This is a genomic window from Pontibacter anaerobius (assembly GCF_026241195.1).
GTDB lineage: Bacteria > Bacteroidota > Bacteroidia > Cytophagales > Hymenobacteraceae > Pontibacter > Pontibacter anaerobius.
Genome location: NZ_JAPFQO010000012.1, coordinates 96232 through 117450, shown reverse-complemented (window position 1 = coordinate 117450; position 21219 = coordinate 96232). Strand labels below are relative to the sequence as shown.

The 21219-nt window shown below is 51.2% G+C and carries 19 protein-coding genes; 14 read left to right on the top strand and 5 right to left on the bottom strand.

What is annotated here, in order from left to right; genetic code table 11:
* Positions 1-240: 240 nt before the first annotated feature.
* The 11 genes from OO017_RS17375 (at position 241) to OO017_RS17325 (ending at position 11121) form a co-directional block, all read left to right on the top strand.
* Positions 241-492, top strand: a complete 252-nt coding sequence (locus tag OO017_RS17375; RefSeq protein WP_266053967.1) for a hypothetical protein — start codon at positions 241-243, stop codon at positions 490-492.
* Between the two features lie 93 nt (positions 493-585).
* On the top strand, positions 586-837 hold the full coding sequence (locus OO017_RS17370) for a hypothetical protein (RefSeq protein ID WP_266053966.1): 252 nt from the start codon (positions 586-588) through the stop codon (positions 835-837).
* 206 nt (positions 838-1043) lie between these two features.
* Positions 1044-5108, top strand: coding sequence for a response regulator (locus OO017_RS17365; protein WP_266053964.1), 4065 nt, complete (start codon positions 1044-1046; stop codon positions 5106-5108).
* The gene (locus tag OO017_RS17360) at positions 5098-5928 is read left to right on the top strand and encodes a CheR family methyltransferase (RefSeq protein WP_266053963.1); all 831 of its coding nucleotides are present in this window, start codon (positions 5098-5100) and stop codon (positions 5926-5928) included. Before OO017_RS17365 ends, OO017_RS17360 begins: the two co-directional genes overlap by 11 nt.
* Positions 5928-6500, top strand: a complete 573-nt coding sequence (locus tag OO017_RS17355; RefSeq protein ID WP_266053962.1) for a chemotaxis protein CheB — start codon at positions 5928-5930, stop codon at positions 6498-6500. The genes OO017_RS17360 and OO017_RS17355 overlap by 1 nt, the downstream gene beginning before the upstream one ends.
* Positions 6490-7701 carry a sensor histidine kinase gene (locus tag OO017_RS17350; RefSeq protein WP_266053961.1) on the top strand — a complete coding sequence of 404 codons (1212 nt, stop codon included), beginning with the start codon at positions 6490-6492 and terminating at the stop codon, positions 7699-7701. The genes OO017_RS17355 and OO017_RS17350 overlap by 11 nt, the downstream gene beginning before the upstream one ends.
* Before the next feature lie 447 nt (positions 7702-8148).
* On the top strand, positions 8149-8601 hold the full coding sequence (locus OO017_RS17345; protein WP_266053960.1) for a hypothetical protein: 453 nt from the start codon (positions 8149-8151) through the stop codon (positions 8599-8601).
* Positions 8602-8607: 6 nt separating this feature from the next.
* Positions 8608-9357 carry a class I SAM-dependent methyltransferase gene (locus OO017_RS17340; protein ID WP_266053959.1) on the top strand — a complete coding sequence of 250 codons (750 nt, stop codon included), beginning with the start codon at positions 8608-8610 and terminating at the stop codon, positions 9355-9357.
* Positions 9358-9562: 205 nt separating this feature from the next.
* A complete protein-coding gene (locus OO017_RS17335; RefSeq protein WP_266053958.1) occupies positions 9563-10117 on the top strand; it encodes a YMGG-like glycine zipper-containing protein in 555 nt (184 codons plus the stop codon).
* Positions 10118-10206: 89 nt separating this feature from the next.
* Positions 10207-10662, top strand: a complete 456-nt coding sequence (locus OO017_RS17330; protein WP_266053957.1) for a YybH family protein — start codon at positions 10207-10209, stop codon at positions 10660-10662.
* Between the two features lie 156 nt (positions 10663-10818).
* Entirely contained in the window at positions 10819-11121 is a 303-nt protein-coding gene (locus OO017_RS17325) for a hypothetical protein (RefSeq protein ID WP_266053956.1), read from the top strand.
* 50 nt (positions 11122-11171) lie between these two features.
* On the opposite strand, the gene OO017_RS17320 is transcribed toward OO017_RS17325, so the two are convergent.
* The 3 genes from OO017_RS17320 to OO017_RS17310 form a co-directional block, all read right to left on the bottom strand.
* Positions 11172-12545: an alpha/beta hydrolase family protein gene (locus OO017_RS17320; protein ID WP_266053955.1), complete on the bottom strand. Its 1374-nt coding sequence runs from the start codon at positions 12543-12545 to the stop codon at positions 11172-11174.
* A 335-nt stretch (positions 12546-12880) separates the two neighbouring features.
* A complete protein-coding gene (locus OO017_RS17315) occupies positions 12881-13414 on the bottom strand; it encodes a YceI family protein (protein WP_266053954.1) in 534 nt (177 codons plus the stop codon).
* Between the two features lie 91 nt (positions 13415-13505).
* Entirely contained in the window at positions 13506-14108 is a 603-nt protein-coding gene (locus OO017_RS17310) for a TetR/AcrR family transcriptional regulator (RefSeq protein ID WP_266053953.1), read from the bottom strand.
* Between the two features lie 359 nt (positions 14109-14467).
* Between OO017_RS17310 and OO017_RS17305 the strand changes: the two genes are divergently transcribed.
* Both OO017_RS17305 and OO017_RS17300 read left to right on the top strand, forming a co-directional pair.
* The gene (locus OO017_RS17305) at positions 14468-17323 is read left to right on the top strand and encodes an MBG domain-containing protein (RefSeq protein WP_266053952.1); all 2856 of its coding nucleotides are present in this window, start codon (positions 14468-14470) and stop codon (positions 17321-17323) included.
* Positions 17324-17845: 522 nt separating this feature from the next.
* Positions 17846-18775 carry a lytic transglycosylase domain-containing protein gene (locus tag OO017_RS17300; protein WP_266053951.1) on the top strand — a complete coding sequence of 310 codons (930 nt, stop codon included), beginning with the start codon at positions 17846-17848 and terminating at the stop codon, positions 18773-18775.
* Between the two features lie 57 nt (positions 18776-18832).
* On the opposite strand, the gene OO017_RS17295 is transcribed toward OO017_RS17300, so the two are convergent.
* Positions 18833-19090: a CBU_0592 family membrane protein gene (locus OO017_RS17295; protein WP_266053950.1), complete on the bottom strand. Its 258-nt coding sequence runs from the start codon at positions 19088-19090 to the stop codon at positions 18833-18835.
* A gap of 98 nt (positions 19091-19188) precedes the next feature.
* Between OO017_RS17295 and OO017_RS17290 the strand changes: the two genes are divergently transcribed.
* Entirely contained in the window at positions 19189-20082 is an 894-nt protein-coding gene (locus tag OO017_RS17290; protein ID WP_266053949.1) for a LysR family transcriptional regulator, read from the top strand.
* Positions 20083-20120: 38 nt separating this feature from the next.
* Here OO017_RS17290 and OO017_RS17285 read toward each other — a convergent pair whose 3' ends face one another.
* Positions 20121-20783 carry a transmembrane-type terpene cyclase gene (locus tag OO017_RS17285; protein ID WP_266053948.1) on the bottom strand — a complete coding sequence of 221 codons (663 nt, stop codon included), beginning with the start codon at positions 20781-20783 and terminating at the stop codon, positions 20121-20123.
* Positions 20784-21219 lie beyond the last annotated feature (436 nt).

Below are 21219 nucleotides of genomic sequence, written 5' to 3'. Positions count from 1 at the left end.
GTATGGCTTCCTGTAATTTGTATGAAGCTGCTACTACTGTTTCAGCTCGTTCACGGTATGTCAGAAGCACTATCATCAGAGGTAAAAGAGTTTATAGCCGGGGATTGGCCTGGTGGAGCAAGCCAGTTGGAGGAGGAACCACTGCAAATGCAGAAACAGGTAAGATACTGGCCTCTTTCATAACATAAGTTAATTAACCCCTGTTTTACTTATACTAAATAATAGAAACTTGCGTAGAATATGTTGTATCACCAGAACAACAACGCCATGTATACCACTGTTTTTAAGTTTGGGGAGGGAAGCCCTTTTGTGAATGCTAAACGCCCTGTCAGTAACGAGATACATGATCGGCTGCTTTGGCAGGCAATGCGCCATTCTAAATCTGGCAAACGCATCTTCAAAAACGGCCTGGTTATCTATACACCCATTCCCGCCTACCTGGATGGCCCCACAACCCTGGAAGTGTACTGGGACTTTGAGCACCCAGCGTAAGTATGACATATGTTTCGGGGCTGCTTCGTAGTAGTTCTATAACAAAGCCTGTACAGGTTCTTTCTTTTTCTGAATTACATCGTATACTACCACATGAACCTCAACCTATTTAACACCCACACCCTGGCAGGAAGACTAGAGATTATCTGGGCACGCGGGAATTTCATTGCCAACCGCGGCAGAAGAGGCTACCGCATAGAGCTTTATGACTTAGGTAGTTTTTTTGCCGAAATCTGGTATAACCCTGAAAACGACTACATCAGCCTGGTACGGGGCTTTACCAGCAAGAAAGCACTGGAGCCATACATTACGCAGGTAGACCTGATGGAGATGTTTGACTGGTAAGCACCTAAACGCACTTTGCCCATACCTTACCGTGGCGTGTTCCCTGCGTCCGAATATTACCTCTTACCATTTTGTGCCTGCGGGCCTTGCCCCTAGCTTATGCCCCCATGCGGCAGTGGTTAATGTGGAACGGGGGCAATAATCACGTTATGTTTTACTAACTTGCAAATTAGTTAGGTAAAAGTACCAACCGATAGGCTCGTTAGATGAACATCATAAGAAACCTAAAGATCAGGGATAAGCTCATCCTCTTACTTTCCCTGTTACTGATCCCGCTAGTTTATTTTGTAGTATCGGCCATACAGCTTGAGTTTGAAGAAAACGAAAACCTGAAACTGGAGGCGCTGCAGCTCGAGGAGTCTGAGAAGATATCGACCCTGGTTCACGTGTTCCAGCGGGAGCGGGCGCGAATAATGGCAGCCGCAGTGGGCGATAGTGCCATGATACGGGAGGCCAAAGTGCACAGAAGGGGGGTGGACGCTGCCGAACGGGACCTGAAACTTTTCCTGCAGAACAATGACAGAGACCTGCCTGAGCTGTCGCTGCTGGATGAGCAGCGGCGGTACCGTAACGACCTGGACCAGCAAAAGCTTGACCTGGCAACTTACCGCAGGTTTTCATCTAACCTGATCTTTGGCCTGCTGGACAGGATGGACGACAATGCCGCAGCCGCTGACAACGCAGAACTGGGCAGGCAGTTGATTAGCTTCAGACAGCTGACCGAGGCAAAGATTCAGTTGGGCAGAGTCAGGAGCTTGCTGCAAAAAGTAGCCTTCGAGAACAGCTTCTCTTACGATGACTACGCCACCATCATCTCCCACATCAACGATTACAACAGAGCGCTGAGCAACTTCAGCAGGTATGCCGGACCGGTGGCAACAAAGGATGTGGAGGATATCATCACGTCTGAAAACTACAAGTATGTGGTGGCCATGATGGAGATCATTGAGAGCAATCCGGACATAGACCTGAATGCCCTTGACCCTGCTGTGATATTTGATCGGTTTACTACCAATATAGAGGATCTCAGGAAAGTAGAGAGAGCGCTGGTGGCCAGGATTGGCGAAGAAGTAAAATACCGTGTGGCGCAGAAGCAGCAGTACATGGTTATACTTGCGGTGGCCTTTGTTTTTATACTTGGCCTCACGGTGGCGCTTTCTATTTATATTATCAACCTCATTTCTACTTCGCTTACCAAACTCAAGGTAGCTGCTGATCGCATCAGGCTCGGGGCTACCAATGTTACGATCGACATCAACAGTAGTGATGAAATTGGGAGTGTGGCCACATCCTTCAAGGGCGTACTGGATAAAAGCGTATCGCTGTCGAGGGTGGCGCAGGCCATTGGGCAGGGGCGCTACGATGTGGAGGTGAAGGTGCAGAGCGACGAGGACGTGCTGAGCCACGCCATCCGTGACATGAAAGACAACCTGCAGGCCTTTACCACCGAAAACGCCAACCGCAACTGGGTACTAACCGGCATTTCGGAGCTCAATGGCATGGTGAGCGGCGAAACGGCGATGGAGAAGGTTTCTGACAAAGCTATCGCCTTCCTGTGCGAGTACACTGGCTCTGAGGCGGGTGTGCTGTACCTGCACAACGACGGGGGAAAGCTGGAGCCAGCCGCCGCCTTTGGTGTGGCGCATAAGCGCGAGCAGCTCCCGGTATTCGAGGTTGGGGTTGGCAAAGTAGGGCAAGCTGTAAGCGAGCGCAAGGTGAAGGTGCTGGAAAGTATACCGGGAGAACACCTGAAGATCAAGACCGGTTTAGCAGAAGCTAATCCTGCTTCCGTGATCATCATTCCGCTATACTTCGCCAACAACCTGGTGGGAGCCCTGGAGCTGGCTTCACGGCAGATATATACAGAAGTACAGCGCCGCCTGCTGGATTCGGCTGCCGAAAGAATTGCGGTGATGATCCATACCTTAAAGCAACACCTGCAAACGCAGGAGCTGCTTTACGAAACGCAGAACCAGGCCGAGGAGCTGGAAACGCAGCAGGAGGAGCTACGCCAGCTGAACGCGGAGCTGAAGGCCTCCGAAGAGGAGCTGCGCGTGAACCAGGAGGAACTGCAGGAGAAGAATGCTGAACTCGAGGAAAAAGCCCAGCTGCTGGAGGAGCAGTACGAAGCACTTGGAGCCAAGAACAAGGCCCTGGAGGATGCCCGCGAAGCCATCGAGCTGAAGATGCAGCAGGTGGAGACGGTGAGCAAGTATAAAAGTGACTTCCTGGCCAACATGAGCCACGAACTGCGCACCCCGCTCAACAGTATCCTTATACTTTCCAGGCTGCTCTCCGAGAACACAGACAACACGCTTTCCACGAAACAGATAGACCACGCCCAGATCATCCACAAGTCAGGCAACGACCTGCTCAGGCTGATTAACGAGATACTAGACCTGTCGAAGATCGAGTCGGGCATGGTGCGACTGGAGACGGAGGAGCTCAAACTGGCTGACATTTCCATGAAACCGCTGTTCAAGGAGGTGGCTGCCAAGAAGCAGATCCGATTCATAGAGAGCATCACCCCGGGCGCTTCCGACGTGATCCTGACTGATCGCTTCCGCCTGGAGCAGATACTGAAGAACTTCATCGGTAACGCCCTGAAGTTTACTGAGGAAGGCGGAGAGGTGGAGTTCTCCATCCAGCCTGTGCTGCAAAAGCCGAAGTTTAAGTCGGAGCAGTTGCGCGAGCAATCGGATATCCTGGCCTTCTCGGTGCGCGACACCGGCATTGGCATTCCGAAGGAGAAACAGGAAGTGGTGTTTGAGGCGTTTCAGCAGGCCGATACCTCTACCACACGCAAGTATGGGGGCACCGGCCTTGGGCTTACGATCAGCAAAGAACTGGCTAATCTATTAGGGGGCGAGTTGATGCTGGAGAGCGAGCCGGGCAAGGGCAGTACCTTTACGCTATACTTGCCTCGCGTGCCGCAAACCTCGCAGAAGAGGCAGCCTGAGCTGGCCGCTGCGCCGGCACCAGCGCCTGTTCCAAGTATAAAACCTGCGCAGCCGGCTACCCCGGAGCAAGTGCCGGCACAAAGCAAAGGGCAAAGTGTTGGCAAAATGTTCCTGAACATGGAGCGCCAGGACAAGCAGGAAGTTAAGGTGCTGATCGTGGAGGACGATAAGGGCTTCAGCGACATCCTGGCTGATTTTGCCATTGCCAAGAACTTTAAAGTGCACCAGGCCTACACCGGCCAAGAGGGGCTGCAGATAGCCAGGGAAGAGAATCCGGACGCCATGCTGCTCGACATCCACCTGCCCGACATGACCGGCTGGGACGTGCTGAAGCAGGTGCGCGAGGAGAAAGAGCTGCGCAACATGAACGTGCACGTGATGTCGGCCTATGACAAGGAGGTGATCGGTGAGCATGCCGAGCACGAGGAGTACCTGCCGAAACCGGTTACGCTGGAAATGCTCAACAAGGCCTTCAGTTCTATTCTGGATAAGTCGGGCTCTGCCATCGAGAATATCCTGATCGTGGAGGACAACGAGATCGAGAATAAAGCTGTGGCGGAGCTGTTGCTGGCCCATGGTTTAAAATCAACCTCTGCCTACTCTGCCGAAGAGGCGGAGCAGGTGCTGGCCAAGCAGAAAGTGGACTGCATTATACTTGATCTGGGCCTGCCGGGCATGAAGGGCTACGACTGGATGAAGAAGATCAAATCGCAGACCGGTCTTGCGGATATCCCGATCATCATCTACTCCGGCAAAGACCTGAGCGAGGAGGAAGAGGCCAGGCTGAAAGAGTTCGCCAACACCATCATCATCAAAAATGAGTATTCTTACTTGCGCCTGCTGGATGAAGTGCAGCTGTTCCTGCACAAAGTGAACCAGAAACTGCCGCAGGGCATTGAGTTTAAGATGAAGCTGCATGTGCCGGAGGAGGTGCTGCGCGGCAAGAAAGTGCTGGTGGTGGATGACGACGTGCGTAACATCTACTCGCTGAGTAGCCTGCTGGAGCTGCACGGCATGGAGGTGCTTGCTGCCTACGATGGTAAGGAAGCCTTGCAAAAGCTCGGTAATGAGGGTGGTATTGATATGGTGCTGATGGATGTGATGATGCCGGAGATGGATGGCATAGAAGCGACAAAACGAATCAGGGAGATCTCTCGTTTTAAGCAACTCCCGATAATTGCCCTTACCGCGAAAGCCATGAAAGAAGACAGAGAGAAATGCATCGAGGCCGGTGCTTCGGATTATATACCTAAACCAGTTGATACCGATAAATTGCTGACCTTAATGCGGGTATGGTTGTATGAAGCTTGAGCATGACTCCCTTTTTGAGCAGGAGGTAGAGGCGTTGATAAAGGAGATCCATACACAGTATGGCTACGATTTCAGCGGGTATTCGCGCGCCTCGGTGTACCGGCGCGTGAAGCGGTTTCTGGGGCAGAAGCACTTGGCAAGTATAGATGAGCTGCGCGAAAGGCTTTTTTCGGATAGCTTCTTCTTCGAGAACTTCCTGCAGGAGGTGACCGTGAACGTGACCGAGATGTTCCGTGACCCTACCTTCTTCCTGTCGCTGCGCGAGAACGTGCTGCCTATACTTTCCACGTACCCATACATCAAGATATGGGATGCGGGTTGCTCTACCGGCGAGGAGCTTTTCTCGCTGACCATACTTTTGGAAGAGGCAGGCCTGTTGGGGCGCACCAAGATCTACGCAACCGACATTAACCAGAAAGTGCTGCGACAGGCAAAGGAGGGGATATTTTCGGCTTCCCATATGGCAGCTTATACTTCTTCTTACTATGCAGCCGGCGGTAAACGCGATTTCTCGAGTTACTATACCAGCAACTATGGCAACGTGAAATTTGACTCGTCGCTGGTGAAGAATGTCGTGTTTTACCCGCACAACCTGGCCACCGATACGTCTTTTAACGAGTTTCACCTGGTGGTGTGCCGCAACGTGCTGATATACTTTAACCGGCAGCTGCAGGAGCGGGTGCTGCGCCTTTTTGACGAGAGCCTGGTGAGCCTGGGTTACCTGGCGCTGGGTAAAAAGGAGACGCTGGCTATGTCCGGAATTAGCAGTAACTACAGCATTTTGGATAAAAGTAACCGCATATACCGTAAAAATAGCTAATGAGGCCCTTAACCAAGCTGATCGTGATGGGAGGTTCGTGGGGAGGTATACAGGCCTCACTGAGCATACTTGAAGGTTTGCCCCCGGATTACAGCATCCCGATTGTGCTGGTGCTGCACCGCCTGCGCAACCAGGAGGGCAACCTGCAGGAGATTTTCTCAAAAAAGTTACTTTTGAAGGCCGTGGAGGTAGAGGAGAAGGAACCGCTGCTGCCGGGGCACGTGTACCTGGCACCGGCCAACTACCATGTGCTTTTCGAAAAAGACCATACCTTCTCCCTCGATGATTCCGAGCTGGAGAATTACTCTCGGCCGTCTATAGACGTGAGTTTTTCCAGTGCAGCCGATGTTTTCGGGAAAAACACGATGGGTATACTTCTAAGTGGCGCCAGCAGGGACGGAAGTTCCGGATTAAAGTATATCTTTGAGAAAGGAGGGGTGGCTGTTGCGCAGGATCCTTCAGAAGCCGAGGTCGGCACCATGCCACAGGCAGCTATTGAGAGTATCCGGGGCTGTACTATAATGAATGTAGCGCGCATAAAGGAGTTTTTGCTTTCCTTACATGAACACTGATCACGATATCAAACCTCTAACAATACATACCAACGTGCACCCTGTCAGGGTCTTGCTTGTGGATGACAAGCCGGAGAACCTGGTGAGCCTGGAGAGCCTGCTGGTGGAGGAAGGCGATAACATTACCTACCTGTTTGCAAACTCCGGAGAGGAGGCCCTTAAAATAGCACTGCAGGAGGAGCTTGCGCTTGTGCTGCTGGATGTGCAGATGCCCGGTATGAACGGCTATGAGGTGGCCCGCTACCTGCGCGATATTTCCAAAACACGCCAGGTGCCGATTATTTTTGTAACAGCAATCTCGGAACAGGATGCCCACGTGATTGAGGGCTTTGAGGCCGGGGCCGTGGATTTCCTGTTCAAGCCGCTGCACCCCTACGTGACGAAGGCCAAAGTTGGCGCCTTTGTGCGTTTTTACCAGCAAAAAAAGGAGTTGGAGCATGCCAACAGGGAGACCAGGGAGCTGAATCAGCAGCTGGAGCAGCGCGTGCAGGAGCGCACCAGCCAGCTTACCAAAGTAAACAAAGACCTCGATAATTTTGTCTACACCGCCTCTCATGACCTGAAGGCACCCATCAATAACATTGAAGGCCTGATGACCGCCCTGCAGGAGACGCTGGAAGAGAACGAGGTAGACCTGCAGGATGTCGCACCGATTCTGGATATGATTACCGATGCCATCGGCCGCTTTAAAGAAACCCTGGTTGACCTAACCGAAGTAGCCAAAGTGCAGCACGAAGAGCAGACAGGCGTGGCAGAGAACGTTAGCTTTAAAGCCATACTGGAGGATGTGAAGGTGCACATAAAAGACCTCATTCTGAAGTATGATGCGACTATAGAAGCTAACTTTTCTGCGGCCCCTGAGATCGTATTCTCCAAAAAGAACCTGCGGAGTATATTTTATAACCTGATTTCTAATTCCATTAAGTATAGCTCTCCCGATAGAAAGCCCGAAGTTGTAATTACGACAAGTATAGAGGGCAACTACACCGTGCTGTCAGTGCGTGATAACGGCCTTGGGTTACGTAAGCAGGACCAGAATAAGGTCTTTGGTATGTTCAAGCGCCTGCACGCCCACGTAGAAGGTACAGGTGTAGGCCTGGCCATCGTGAAAAGAATCGTGGAGAACTGCGACGGTAAAATAAAGTTTGAAAGCGAACTGGGCGTCGGCTCCGAGTTTAAAGTATACCTCAAGCAGGAGTAGGGCATTTACGCTTTGGACGCAAATACTTCTGCCCCTCAGGGGGAGTTTACCTCAACCCTGCCCTGCCCTTCGAAGGGGGACTTTACCCCACCCCAGCCCTCCCCTAAAAACAGGGGAGGGAGCTCTGTTCAAGTTGCATAGCAAAGATATTGGCTATCGGATACTGATCCCAGTCCTTGGGTTGAGCGCCTATGCGAGTTTTTCCGGTGCTGAGCGACAGCGAGGTATTGCGACGCAGGAGCAAAGGAAAAGCTCCCAGCGCGATGCCCGAGGACGAGGCCACCCGGCCTTGAGGGAGCCAAAGCCGGAGGTGCAACTACAGGTTCGTAAGACTGAGGATGAACAGGAGCTAGGGAAGATAGCTTGCCTCCAATTGTTAAAAGCAGTGGCTATGAAAGTATAGTTGACGAAAAAACAGCCACATCAACATCAACAACAAAACATATTATGGAACATCCAACCCGCGATAAACAAGCCATCCAGCACCTCTACAACACCATCCTGCCCGCGCTGGCAGAACACATTCATCAAAGCATCATGCCTGTACTTCCGCTGTTCGATAACTTCGGGTTGGAGCGGGTTATAGACACCTGGACAAAAGACCCGGCTTCAGATGCTGACACAGAGGTAAGTGTAGAGAACGGCAATGTGCAGCAGCTGGGGCTAAAGCTGCGGCTGGAGGGCTTTCAGAAGCCTGGCATAGAAACTTTTGACCTGGCCAAAGACGTAATCTTTAAACTGGAGTATACCAGCTATACCGTGGGGCCAGACAAAAATAACAGCTGGCTCGAAAAACCTTACCTGCAGCGTTGGGAAAAACCGGAGTATGAAGAGGTGGCTAGCAGGTGGAGCGAAGAACTGATTGATGACTTAACGCAGCGCCTCGAAAAATTAACCTGATAGCCTATGCACCTGCCTGCAACAGCCAAACTATACTTGCTACTGCTAACGCTGTGCCTGAGCGCCTGCAACTCCTGCCTGGCGCAACAGCAGGAAAAAAAGCCGGCTTCATCAGATGGCTATACCTATAAAACGGCGAGCCGCGGTGGCATAGGAAAAGTATACATGGGCCGCGAGATAGCAGGCATTATCAGTCCGGCTGGCGGTGCGTGGCTGGAGCGGGAGTCGCGGGAAGAGCAGGACAAGGCGAGTGTAGCCATTGAGAACATGGGGCTGCGACCCAACAGCGTGGTGGCCGATATCGGTGCGGGTGTGGGATATTATACTTTCAGGATAGCTCCCAAAATGCCGAATGGTAAAGTATACGCCATTGATGTGCAGGATGAGTTTGTGGCGGCGTTAAAAGAACGCGCGGCAGAACGCGGCCTGACAAACGTGGAAGTGGTGAAAGGCGGCAGCCAAAGTATAAACCTGCCCGAAAACCTGCTGGACCTGGCATTTATGGTGGATGTGTACCACGAACTGGAGTACCCCAAAGAGATGCTGCAGGACATACACCGGGCGCTAAAACCTGATGGCATCCTGCTGTTGCTGGAATACCGCGCCGAGGACCCCGATGTGCAGGTGAAGGAGCTGCACAAAATGAGTGTGGAGCAGATAACCAAAGAGCTGGGCGCTAATGGCTTTGAACTGCACAGGCAGGTAGACATGCTGCCCCGCCAGCACTTTCTGATGTTTCGTAAGGCAGCAGAATAAGTATAAAACTACCCATTTCCTTTCTCTTTTCCTGGCGATAGCTCCCGCTGTTATATCACTGTATAAAAAATTTTATAAAAATAATGTACTGATATTCAGTGTTATACAGCTTGTGTTGTAGTTGGTTTAGCTGTTGTGGCACACATCTTGTAATTCTACCCTCATCCATACGTGATAGTTTATAAAAACCTTAAAAACACGTTTTATGAAAAAGGTACATTACATTTTCAGTTTGGTCTTTATAGTATCGATCTTACTGAGCTCAGCAACAGAAGCACAAGACAGAAAGATAAGCCCGCAAGCGAAGGGTGCCGTTATTGGTGCTGCCACTGGTGCGGCAGCTGGCGCCATTATACATAAGCGTAACCGCGTGGTTGGCGGTGTAGTGGGTGGCGTGGTAGGCGGCGGCGCAGGCTATGCCATCGGTAAAGGCATCGATAACAGACAAAAAGCAGCAGAGGCAGAGAGAGCAGCAGAGGCAGAACGAATTGCCGCCGCTAACAGGGTAGCCGCAGAGGCCAGAAACACCAGAACAGTTGCCTCTAAAACTACTACTGCCAGAAAACCGCTAGCCGCTAAGAAGCAGGCTGAGCCAGCCAAGCAGGCATTGGTAGCGCAAAATCAGGTAACAGTGCCTTATGCGGCCTATAGCGAGGAAGTCTATAACCCGATCATCAGCATGGGCTATTTGCCAAACCTGTCTTTCGGTGACCCTTCTACAGCGTACGCTACTTCTGAAGTAAGAAGAAAGAGTTGGTAAGTAAGTGTACAATAGCTTCTCTGCAGCAAGTGTAAAGCTTGCCGCAGACAGGCCACACTTACTGATGTTATACTTTAATAATCAGACTTATGAAACGTTATTTATATATCCTGTTTTTTGCCGCTGTTTTTACTTCCTGCTCGCAGCCGGAGGAGGCGGTGAACGTACAAAGCCTGAACCAGGAGTTTATTGGAGCCTGGAACAGCAACGACCCGGAAAAAGTGATCTCTTACTTTGCGGATGATGTTCAGTTCATACAGGGCGAAACGCACTTTACCGGAAAAACCGAGGTGGCCAACAAGTGGGTAAAAGATACCTACAGCACCATCACCGACTTGAAAACAAACGTGGTAAGCTCGGGTGTAGACGAAGCCATGGCTTATGAGGCAGGTACTTTCTCCGTGGATGTTTTGCCAACCGGGCAGGATCAGTTGCGCGGTATTGGAGAGGGTAACTTTATACTTCTCTGGAAGAAAACAGACGAAGGCGAATGGAAGCTAAGCTACGCCCAACTGGAAGGCCTGCCGGTGCAGGTAAAGAATTAAAGAGCATAAGCAGCTGAGACAGGCTGCTAAAGTATAAACCTAAAAGCCATGCAGATGAGAATTTGCATGGCTTTTTTACTGATGAAGGATATCTGTTTTGCCTTTGCTACAAACCTACCTGAACGTCCTTTAAAGCCAACGTGCTATCTTTGCCCCATGAACTCCATTAAACTGAGCTCCTACTACCGCCTTTACGCCTTTTCCGATTACCAGAGCATGAAGTCCGCAATGCCGTACATGCGGCGCGTGGTACTGGCCAAGGGGTTGCAGGACGTAGAGGAAGCAGAGGCCAGGAGTTTTGTGGGGCGCGTCAGCGGGAGAGGCTACAAAAATTACCTGGAGCCGCTCAGCAGCCACAACACGAAAAGCTCAGGTATACAGTCGCTCGTCACAGCACTGCAGGTACTTTACAAAAGCAATGGCTTCTCGGCCAGGTACATTGTCATTGAGCGGGGGTAACCTCAGCCGTTGCTGGCACTTCGCCAGCAACGGCTGAAAGTTTATACTTGCTATTTCGCTGACGCCAGTTCTGAGGTTGTTGTAACAGAGCGAACAATCTTGCCATCCGAGTCTTTCACCTTCGCCAACGGGTGCTCTTCCTGATCGTCTACTTTCTGCTGTAATGCGGCAAAGGCAGTCAGTGCCTCCATCTCTGTAAAGATGCAGTGCCCGTAGCGTGATACCGGATAGGCCGCAAAAAGAGAGCTTTTGCCAGTGGGTACTTTATTCTGGTACAAGGTCATGTTCCAGATCAGCTGGATAGGGTCCAGGGTTGTGTGCGACTTCACAAGCGGCTTTTTAATGATGCCGCTTGTCTCGTAGTATTTCTTTATAGTTTTAGTAGCTTCCTTGTCTGCAGCGTAGCGTTGCACCTCCTGGTTAAGTAGAAGGTCTAGGGCTGCGCTGCCCGTGCCGGAGTATACATAGTCCGTGTTGTCAAAAGGCTGGCCGCCAAGCTTCTCAACCGCATCCAGGATAAACAGGTTATACCTAAGCAAGTCCAGCACTGTCTCCCCGATTGTGTTAGGGTTTGTGGGGTCGTAAGGTGCCTGCGCCACGTTCAGGAGCATAAACGTTGCTTCAGGGTTTTGGGAGATGGCATCGATAACGGCGGGCGCATATACGCTTTCCCACTGGATTATCATCTCTTGCGGGAAGTCCACCACAGTGCCGGGTAGTACACCAGGGAAGAAATAATCGAACAGCACCCTGAAGTTGCCGTAGTAATTTATCTGCCGCTGGAAATCCCCACAAGGGCCGCACAGGGATAAGCCGCCGCTCCACAGCTCAGGGTAGCGTTCTATGGCCAGCGTGGTAACCAATCCGCCCTCCGAAGCACCAGTCAGGTAAATCTCTTCGGGCTCGCCGTAGCGTTCAATAAACAGGTTTCTGAGGTTGATCATATCCTGGATGCCAGTCTGCACGGCCAGTCCGTTATCGCTGTAACTGGTGGTGGCAAAGGCATAGCCTGCACTGGTGAAAAGTGGGCCATAAAGGGTGGCCTCAGTGGGCAACCGCAGTGGCTCAAAAGCAGGTATATAGCCGCGGGCATAAAGTATGAGTTCTCCATTCCACTGGGCAGGTATGCAAATCTGTATGATTTCTCCTGATGTCAGTACTTCGGTACTGCAGTCAACCAGCGTAACGATGCCATCCACCCTAGTTATGGTTTGCTGCGTTATTGCGGCAGCGGAGGCGCTTGCGGGCTTCGGCTCTTCATCCACTAAGGTCTGGCATTGCGTAAACAAGAGCAACGTGCCAACAAGTGCTACTGCTACTCCCCGGAGCATAGGCTCGATAAGAAGTATCTGTTGGGAAATAGCTACCGTACCAGGTTTAGTCCCAAGCTGGAAGTTGTCTAAAAAGTTTGTCAATGTTTTCATGCGTATAGTTGTTAGTTTCATAATTGCAGAAGGTAAACCCGGGTAGCTGAGGGTGGCGGAAGCAGACGGGGCAGTAGTGCGACTGCCTGCGCTTGTACTTTTATACTTTAAATTAATAGAACTATACGGTTTCTTAATTGTGTTTAAGCAATCTGATTTACACTTTTAAGTGGTGGGTGTAAAAGCCAGTGTGTAGGCAAAGTATGGTATAGTAAAGTATAGATTTAGAAGGAGTGGGGGAATTGTTGTTCCTATCCGGAAAATCGCATGTAAAACAAACGAGGCTGCCCCGGATTCCGGAACAGCCTCGCGCTATACTTTATAGGTTCGTGGTGCTAAGCCTGCTTTACCAGCTGCACTTCGGCTTGAATCTTCAGTTCTTCACCCAGCATCACACCGCCAGTCTCTAGGGCAGCATTATAGTTAATGCCCCAGTCTTTGCGGTTTATCTTGCCGCTGATAGAAAAACCAGCCTTCACATTGCCCCAAGGGTCTGTCGCAACGCCATTGTTCTCTACTGAAAGCTTCACGGGCTTTGTCGTGTCTTTAATCGTCAGGTCGCCGAAGAGGGTAAAGGTTTCCTCATCCACTTTCTCTACTTTGGTAGAAACAAACTTCATGTTCGGGTGAGATTCTACGGCAAAGAAGTCGGCGTTGCGCAGGTGCTCGTCGCGTTGCTCGTTGCTTGTATCGATAGAGGCGGGGTTAATGTTTGCCACCACCTTTGCGTTTGTAAAGTCATCGCCTTCTGTCTCAGCCTCAGCCTCGAACTGGGTGAACTTACCGGTAACATTGGAGATCATCAGGTGCTTAATTTTGAAACCAAGCTCGCTGTGGGTTGGGTCCAGAGACCATTTTGTAGTTGCCATTGTAATCTGAATTAAATTTACTCTTGTTGTGTATTATAAAAATCTAATGATGCTATATTTCCTAACAGTGTTAAGTATAAGGGCAAAAAAATTATGCTTTCATACCTGATATAAAGCCACGGATAAAATCCTTCAGCACCATCTGGTTTAATTCTTCCTTATGCTGTTCTGCACCCATCATATTGATGGAGATCAGGCCATGCAGCATCGACCAGAACGTATGCAGCTTCAGGAACGGGTCCGTGTCCGGGTGCTTGCCTGAGGCGATCAACTCCTTAATCGGCTCCAGGATCAGTTCGCTGAAAGTGCTTAGTTCGCTGATCTGGTTCACTGTCTCGCAGGAGGGGATGCCCAGGCCATACATTACCTGGTAGTAGGCTGTGTTCTCGAAAGCGAACCTCCAGTAAGTATAAGCCATCGCCTCTATCTGCTCTTCCGGGCTTTGGGCTTGCTGCTTCGCCTTAATAAGGGCCTCGTTCAGCTTCCGGAAGCCCTGTTTCGTCAGCTCCAGCAGGATGGCTTCCTTGTTGGCGAAGTGGTCATAAATAACCGGAACGCTATACTCAATGGCCTCCGCAATCTTGCGGATAGAAAGCGCCTGCCACCCATCCTGCACCACTAGTTGCCAGGCAGCCTCAAGTATGGAGGCTCTTACCTCTTCCTTATGCCGTTTCTTACGTTCCGCTATTCCCATTTATACTATCTCTGTTATTTTACCTAACAGTGTTAGTAAAGGTATAAGTTCATTTCGTTAATACAAAATTATGGAGGAGGGAGATGCGGCTGCAAGTACAAGCAAGTGCTACAGAAACAATGCTACAGCCATCTCCCTGTCGCAGAACGATGCAATTAATATCGGGGGTTCTATACTTTAAAAATGCATGAGACAAACTATTAGCAGGTATATATTCAAATATGTATATTTGGACTTCGGATGAATCAGTACAAACCGTATCACGGTGGCGGAGCGAGAGGCTAATCTTGTTCAGTAAAGCCCAATACAATCATTACACTTAAAACGAAACTTATAGAGACACTTTTACCCCCTGTTTTATGAAGCAACTTAATATGCCCTTCGGGAAGGGTGGCAAGGCCAGCATGGCAAAACTATGCCTGCTGTTTGCCCTAATAGTATGGTTTTGTGCTCATGAAGCCACAGCGCAGAACATCACAACCTTCGCCGGAAACGGAACCGCAGCCTTCAGCGGTGATGGCGGGCACGCTGCCAGCGCAAGTCTGGATAACCCAAGTAGTGTGGCCATAGACGCCGCTGGTAACATTTATATAGCAGATATTTTCAACCACCGCATTCGCAAGGTAAGCGTGGGCAGCGGCACCATTACAACCGTAGCCGGAAACGGTACCGCTGGTTTTAGCGGGGATGGCGGCCCGGCCATTAATGCCAGCCTGAACGAACCTGTCGGTATTGCCATAGATGGTGCTGGAAACCTTTACATTGCCGATTACCAGAACCAAAGGGTGCGCAAGATAAACGCCCTGGACGGGAGCATTGCCACTGTGGCCGGTAATGGTTCCAGGAGCTACAGCGGTGACGGCGGCCCGGCTACCAGTGCCGGTATCGGCGATCTTTATGGTTTGGCTATAGACAAGGCAGGTAATCTCTACCTTTCGGATTGGTTGAATAATGTTGTACGTAAGCTGAACGCAGCCGATGGCACCATCTCTACGGTAGCCGGAAACGGTAAAGCAGGGGCTATCGGCGATAATGGCCCCGCCACCAGCGCCCGCCTTGATGGACCGCACGGGCTTGCTTTTGATGCGGCAGACAACCTCTACATTGCGGATGCATTTAATAACAAGATCCGTATGGTGAGTGCCGCAGACGGTACTATCTCCACAATAGCTGGCAACGGGAGAACAGGAAACATAGGTAACGGTGGCCCTGCAACAGAGGCAAGCCTAAGCTTCCCTATGGGAGTAGCAGTTGATGCTGCAGGTAACGTGTTTATCGCTGATAATCAAAACAACATGGTCCGCAAGGTGAACGCTGCGGACGGTACAATAACCCAAGTGGCCGGAACCGTGGAAGGGTTTAGTGGAGACGGCGGCCCGGCTATAAATGCCAGCCTTTACTTTCCTGCCGGTGTTTCGGTTAATGACGCAGGCAATGTTTTTATTGCGGACCAGGGCAATCACCGCATCCGGGTGGTAGGAAACACGAAGCCGCAGGCCAATGCAATTAGCTTCTCTGTGAGCGCTAACGCTACGCATGAGGGCACCCTTACAGGCAACGACCCTTGGGGGAAAGCTGTTACTTACGCAGTGGTGACAACGCCTGGAAAAGGAACACTAACAATTACAAACGCAGAAACGGGAGCTTTTACCTATACCCCAGCCGCCGGTGCCAGCGGTAGCGATTCGTTTACCTATAAAGTGAACAACGGCACTGAAGATTCCGACCCGGCAACGGTAAGTATAACTGTTACGCCAGCCAACAATGCGCCGGTTGCAGTCGCGCAGCCAGTCAGCATGGTAGTGGTAGCCAGCTGCGAGGCAACTACTACAGCCAAGGCGTTTAATAACGGCTCCAGCGATCCGGACGGGGATGCGCTGACTTACTCCGTTTCTCCTGCAGGGCCTTATCCGCTGGGCGTTACGGAAGTAACGTTTACCGTAACCGATACTTTCGGAGCCAGCAGTTCCGTGCAAACAAGTATAACCGTAGAAGATCATACAGCCCCTGTAGCGCGTACCAAGAACCTCTCGGTGCGCTTATCTCAGGCAGGTACAGCCACGATCAGTGCTTCGGATATAAACAACGGGTCATCCGACAATTGTTCGCTGGCTTCGGTTTCTATCGATAAAGCAAACTTTACCTGTGCTGATATCGGGAATCAGGTTGTAACGCTGACTGTGGTTGATAGCCAGGGCAACAGCTCCACGGCTACTGCAACCGTAACTGTGCAAAAGGCCGAGCAGGTGATTTCGTTTGCCGCGCTTACCAACGCCATGTACGGCGACGGGCCTAACAGCTTAAACGCGACTGCTTCTGCTGAAGGAGACATCTCCTACATAGTAACCGGACCAGCCACCGTTAACGGAAATCAACTTACCATAACCGGCATAGGGGAGGTAACTGTTACGGCAGCAATGGCTGCCACAGGATGCCACGAAGCAGCGGAGGTTACGCGTACGTTTCAGGTGACGAAAAGAATGCTGACCGTACAAGCCAACTCCCAAACCAGAACCTATGGGGAGGCGAATCCGACCCTGACCTATACTTTGTCAGGTTTTGCAGGGGCCGATACCGAAGAGGTGCTGGATGTGAAACCTTCTCTTGCAACTGCTGCCACAGCAGAGAGTAATGCCGGTACATACCCCATTACCGTAGCAGGAGCCAGCGATGAGCTGTATGATTTCACCTATCAGGTCGGTATGTTAACAGTAGAGAAAGCCAGTGCCGAAATTACGTTTGCCGACCTGGAGCAGCCGGAGGACGGAGAACCGAAGCAGGTTACGGTTACTACCACACCGGCGGGATTGGCTGTTATACTTACCTACAACGGCTCCGAAACGGCCCCAACCAAAGCAGGCAGGTATGAGGTAGTGGCCACCATAAACGATATCAACCACACTGGCACAGCCACTGCTACCTTAAGTGTGCAGAACCCTAACGGCATTGGGGATGAAATGAAGGTGCTGAAGGGAGTGGTGCTGTACCCAAACCCGACAACAGACGGAAAAGTATACCTGGAGCTGAAAAAAGTGGCTTTCGCAGGTGGGTTGCAGGTGCAGGTGTATACTTTCAGCGGACAGTTGGTGCGCCACCTCAACGCAACCAGTACTGATACCCAGCAGCTCGATCTGACTGCCCTCCCTTCTGGTTTATACCTGGTGCGTGTAACCGACGGTGCGTCTGCCCAAACGATAAAGGTTCGCAAGCAATAAGTACGAAGCAGCTTACTACAGGAGGCCCGGGTGACATCATCCGGGCTTTTTGTTTGTCTAAAGCGCAAGCATCCGCCTCATCCTGTACCGGAAGGGCCAGGAATAGTCAGTCTCGAGTCGAAGATTCTGAAGCATTTCGGGGCGAGGACGCTCGCGCTAGAAGTATAAGGAATAGGCTCAAAAATTACTGTCATTCTGCTAAGAAACCTGGTGGAGGGGAGGTTAAGCTTTCGCTACAGGCCCACAAGACCCTTTCAGGATGACAAAAAAAGAGACTGAAACGACTCTGCGCTTTAGAGTTGCGAGCAACGCTCTAGCAGGTTGTAAAGCGACGGAGCGAGCCGCTTTTAGGAGCAAAACTGGTGAATCTGCAGGCGTAAACCGGCACAACATGTTGCTCGCTAGAAATAAAGTATAATTCACCTGCTCAGGCGGCACCTGTATTGATGTTTGCCCATTTTTTAGCTACCTTAAAGTGAGCGTTTGAAATGTTATACTTTAAGAGAAAGAAGGGAGGAAGCCATGGCACAGCAAATCTGGAAATACCTGGGGATTACGTTACTTATTGTGTTGGCGGTGCAGTTGTGTAGCCAGCAGCAGATCATGACGGCGGGAGGCATGACCGCCGCATCAGAAACGAACGTGAATGCCCTGAAACCGGTTTTTAGTCCGCCGGCAGTGCCGGAGGCTCTTAGTTTTGCCGGTGAGCCGGTGCCGCTGCATGTGCCCGACGTGGCAGAGCGGCTGGACCGCGAATTACTCGTAAACTCCTACCTGCACGCTACCACCTTGCTGGGCCTGAAGCGCATGCAGCGTTACGTGCCGGAGATTAAAGCGCTGCTGAAGGAGAACGGCATTCCCGAAGATTTTATATACCTGGCCCTGGCCGAAAGCCTGTTTGGCCATGTTACCTCACCGGCAGGTGCCGCAGGTTTCTGGCAGCTGATGCCCGACACCGCCCGTGGCTACGGCCTGATCGTGAATGGTGAAGTGGATGAGCGTTTCCATGTGCAAAAAGCCACGCTTGCCGCCGTGGAGTACCTGAAAAGAGCCAAAGAGCGGTTCGGCTCCTGGACCAATGCCGCCGCCTCCTATAACCGAGGTATGGCCGGGCTGGGCCGTGCGCTGGAGCGGCAGGGGGTAAGCTCTTATTACGACCTTTACCTGAACGACGAGACATCACGCTACATGTTCCGGATTCTGGCCCTGAAAGAGGTGCTGGGCAACCCCACAAAGTATGGCTTTGAGATGACCGAGGAACATGGCTATATGCCGCTGCCTGCCCGTTCTGTAAAAGTTACATCCACCATTTCAGACCTGCCTGCATTTGCGCTGGAACAGGGCACCAACTACAAGACGCTGCGCCTCTACAACCCCTGGGTGAAAGACTACAGATTAACAGTGCCGCAAGGCAGGGAGTTTGAACTAAAGCTGCCTCAGGAAGCCATGTAAGTGTAGCTGCAGTTTGTATTTATACTTTATAACATCATTAAAACTGTGATGGAGAGTTTACGACTGCATCACATAGACCCTAACCAGTGCAATAACGGCCACCAGCAGGAAGATAGCGTTGAGCACCCAGCTTGCATGTGCCTTCTTCGCCGCCGCATACATAATCATAAGAAAGCACCCAACGATGTTCATTCCAAGGTATTCTAACGACTGGCTGCTCACGAGTCCCATGCTGTTCAGGGTGAAAGCCGTAACGGAGAACAGGGCGCTTGTCCAGCCTATTGCCTCCCCGATGTATTTGCGTAATGATACCATTCTTATGCGCTTTAGTAATCAATGCAAAGAAAACAGGTGTAAATGGGTTTAAAAATGCTTTTATTCGCTTAACTAATGCAAAAAATAGATCAGAGCGGATGGAGCTACAGCAGATAAAGTACTTTCTGGCACTGGCGCAGGAACTGCACTTCTGGAATACGGCCGAGCGGATGTTCATCACGCAGTCTGCCCTTAGCAGGCAAATAAAGGCTTTGGAGGACGAGCTTGGGGTGCAGCTTTTCGAAAGGACAAAGCGGAGCGTGAAGCTGACTGAGGCCGGCACGTTTTTGCGGGACCAGTGGCTGCCGCTGCTCGACGAGATAAACCGCATTCACCTGCAGGCAAAAAAGATACACGAGGGGGCATTCGGCACCGTGAGGATCGGTTACCCGGGCTCCATCGCCTACAGCTTTATGCCGGATCTGATCGCCAGTATCTCCCGCACCCTGCCTGAGCTGAAGGTAGACCTGGTGGAGCCGACTGACGTCAGCTTTGAGCAGCTGTTGCTGAATTACCAGATGGACCTGGCTTTCCGGCGTGACCCGGCTGAGAACCCTGCACTGCAGTCTGTGTGCCTTTACTCGGAGCCTTTTGCGCTAGTCGTGCCGCACAGCCATCGGCTTAACGAGGAGAACTTTACGGGGCTACACGACCTGAAGGAGGAGAAGTTCATCCTGTCTAACCTGGCGCAGACAACCTTTTATACTTCCAGCCTCCGGCAGATTTTCGAGGACAACCACTTTACCCCCGATGTGCGCATCGAATCGGACTTTGGGGCGATGGTGCTGGGGCTGGTATCAAAGGGCCTGGGTGTTACCATTCTGCCGCATTCCTACTCCTTCAGCGCTTTGCCAAACGTGCGCTTCATCACCCTGCCCTATACCATGAACCTCTACGTTACCTGGCGCAAGAACGACAACAGCCCCGTGCTGAAGAATATTCTGAAACAGGTGACGGAGGCGGCCAGCAAGTATATGGTGGAGGGCAGTTGAGCTTGCGCTTATACTTGGGCTAAGCACTGGTTTGCGGGCTATACCCTGCCCCAGGGGCGGAGGCCTGTGGTCTTGATCTTAAAGTAGAGAAGCAGCAGGTAAGCCATATCAAAAATAAAGATGCTGACATACAGCAGAATCAAAAAGTATGATTCGGGGAAGTATAAGTACAGCAGTATCGAAGGAAACACGGTGCCGATCATCTTGCTCAGGGCAATATAAAGCGACTGCCCCTGTGGGCCGTTTCGCCGCAGCAGCAGGTGAATAAAGAGCACGGACATCAGCAGGTTTTGGCTGAAGGCAGCATATACCCCGTTCAGGTCATCAAACTCGCGTGACATCAGCAGGATGAAGAGGAAGGACAACAGCAGCGTGAGCAAAAAGGTGGGGTAGAAGAGACTGCCGGGCAATTGATCGGGAAAATCCTTTCTGCCATACTTTAGGTACTGCATCAGAATTCCTGCATCTAGGGCGAACCATGCATAATCGATATAGCGTTGTGGGGTGCTGTGCGGGTGCACGAAGGAAAAGATAAACTCCCAGGAGAGGTTGGCACAGAGCGCGACCACCGGCATGCCATAGCTTTTGTCGACAAAGCCCCGCCGCAGGATAAGCAGGTACGTTACCGACCAGAAGATACCGCTGCATACCTTGAAGATGGCATCTACGGTTGGGTCTACCTCAAGCGGGTTCTGTAGCATGTGTGTTCGCTGAAATGACTTTTATTAACCGGTGCTTCTGCCTCGCACAGGGCCACGCTGCCGTGCATTCACGCCCCTCTCAATGCCATTACTTGTATGTTGCTTTAGGAGTTCGGGTTTAAGAAATTTTCAGCTTTCAGATAGCCGACTGTCTGGGGAATATATAGGAGCAGCAGCACGTGCCTCCATTTTTGTTGCAGGTCTGCTCGTTTAAGAATTTTGGAGTAGCATTTTACGATGTCTATTTGATGCTTCGGCAGTTTGTGTAGCTGGTTGAAAGCACACAAAGTATAACTTGCTCTGCTCCCTGAATTTATACTTCCCCACATACGTCCTATTCGCCGCTGTTTTGGATTTGTAATCCGGAGCTTTATACTCTGCGGATTTGCAGTCCGCTTACCTGCTAATAGCTACTGCCTTTGCTCAGGCAGATTAC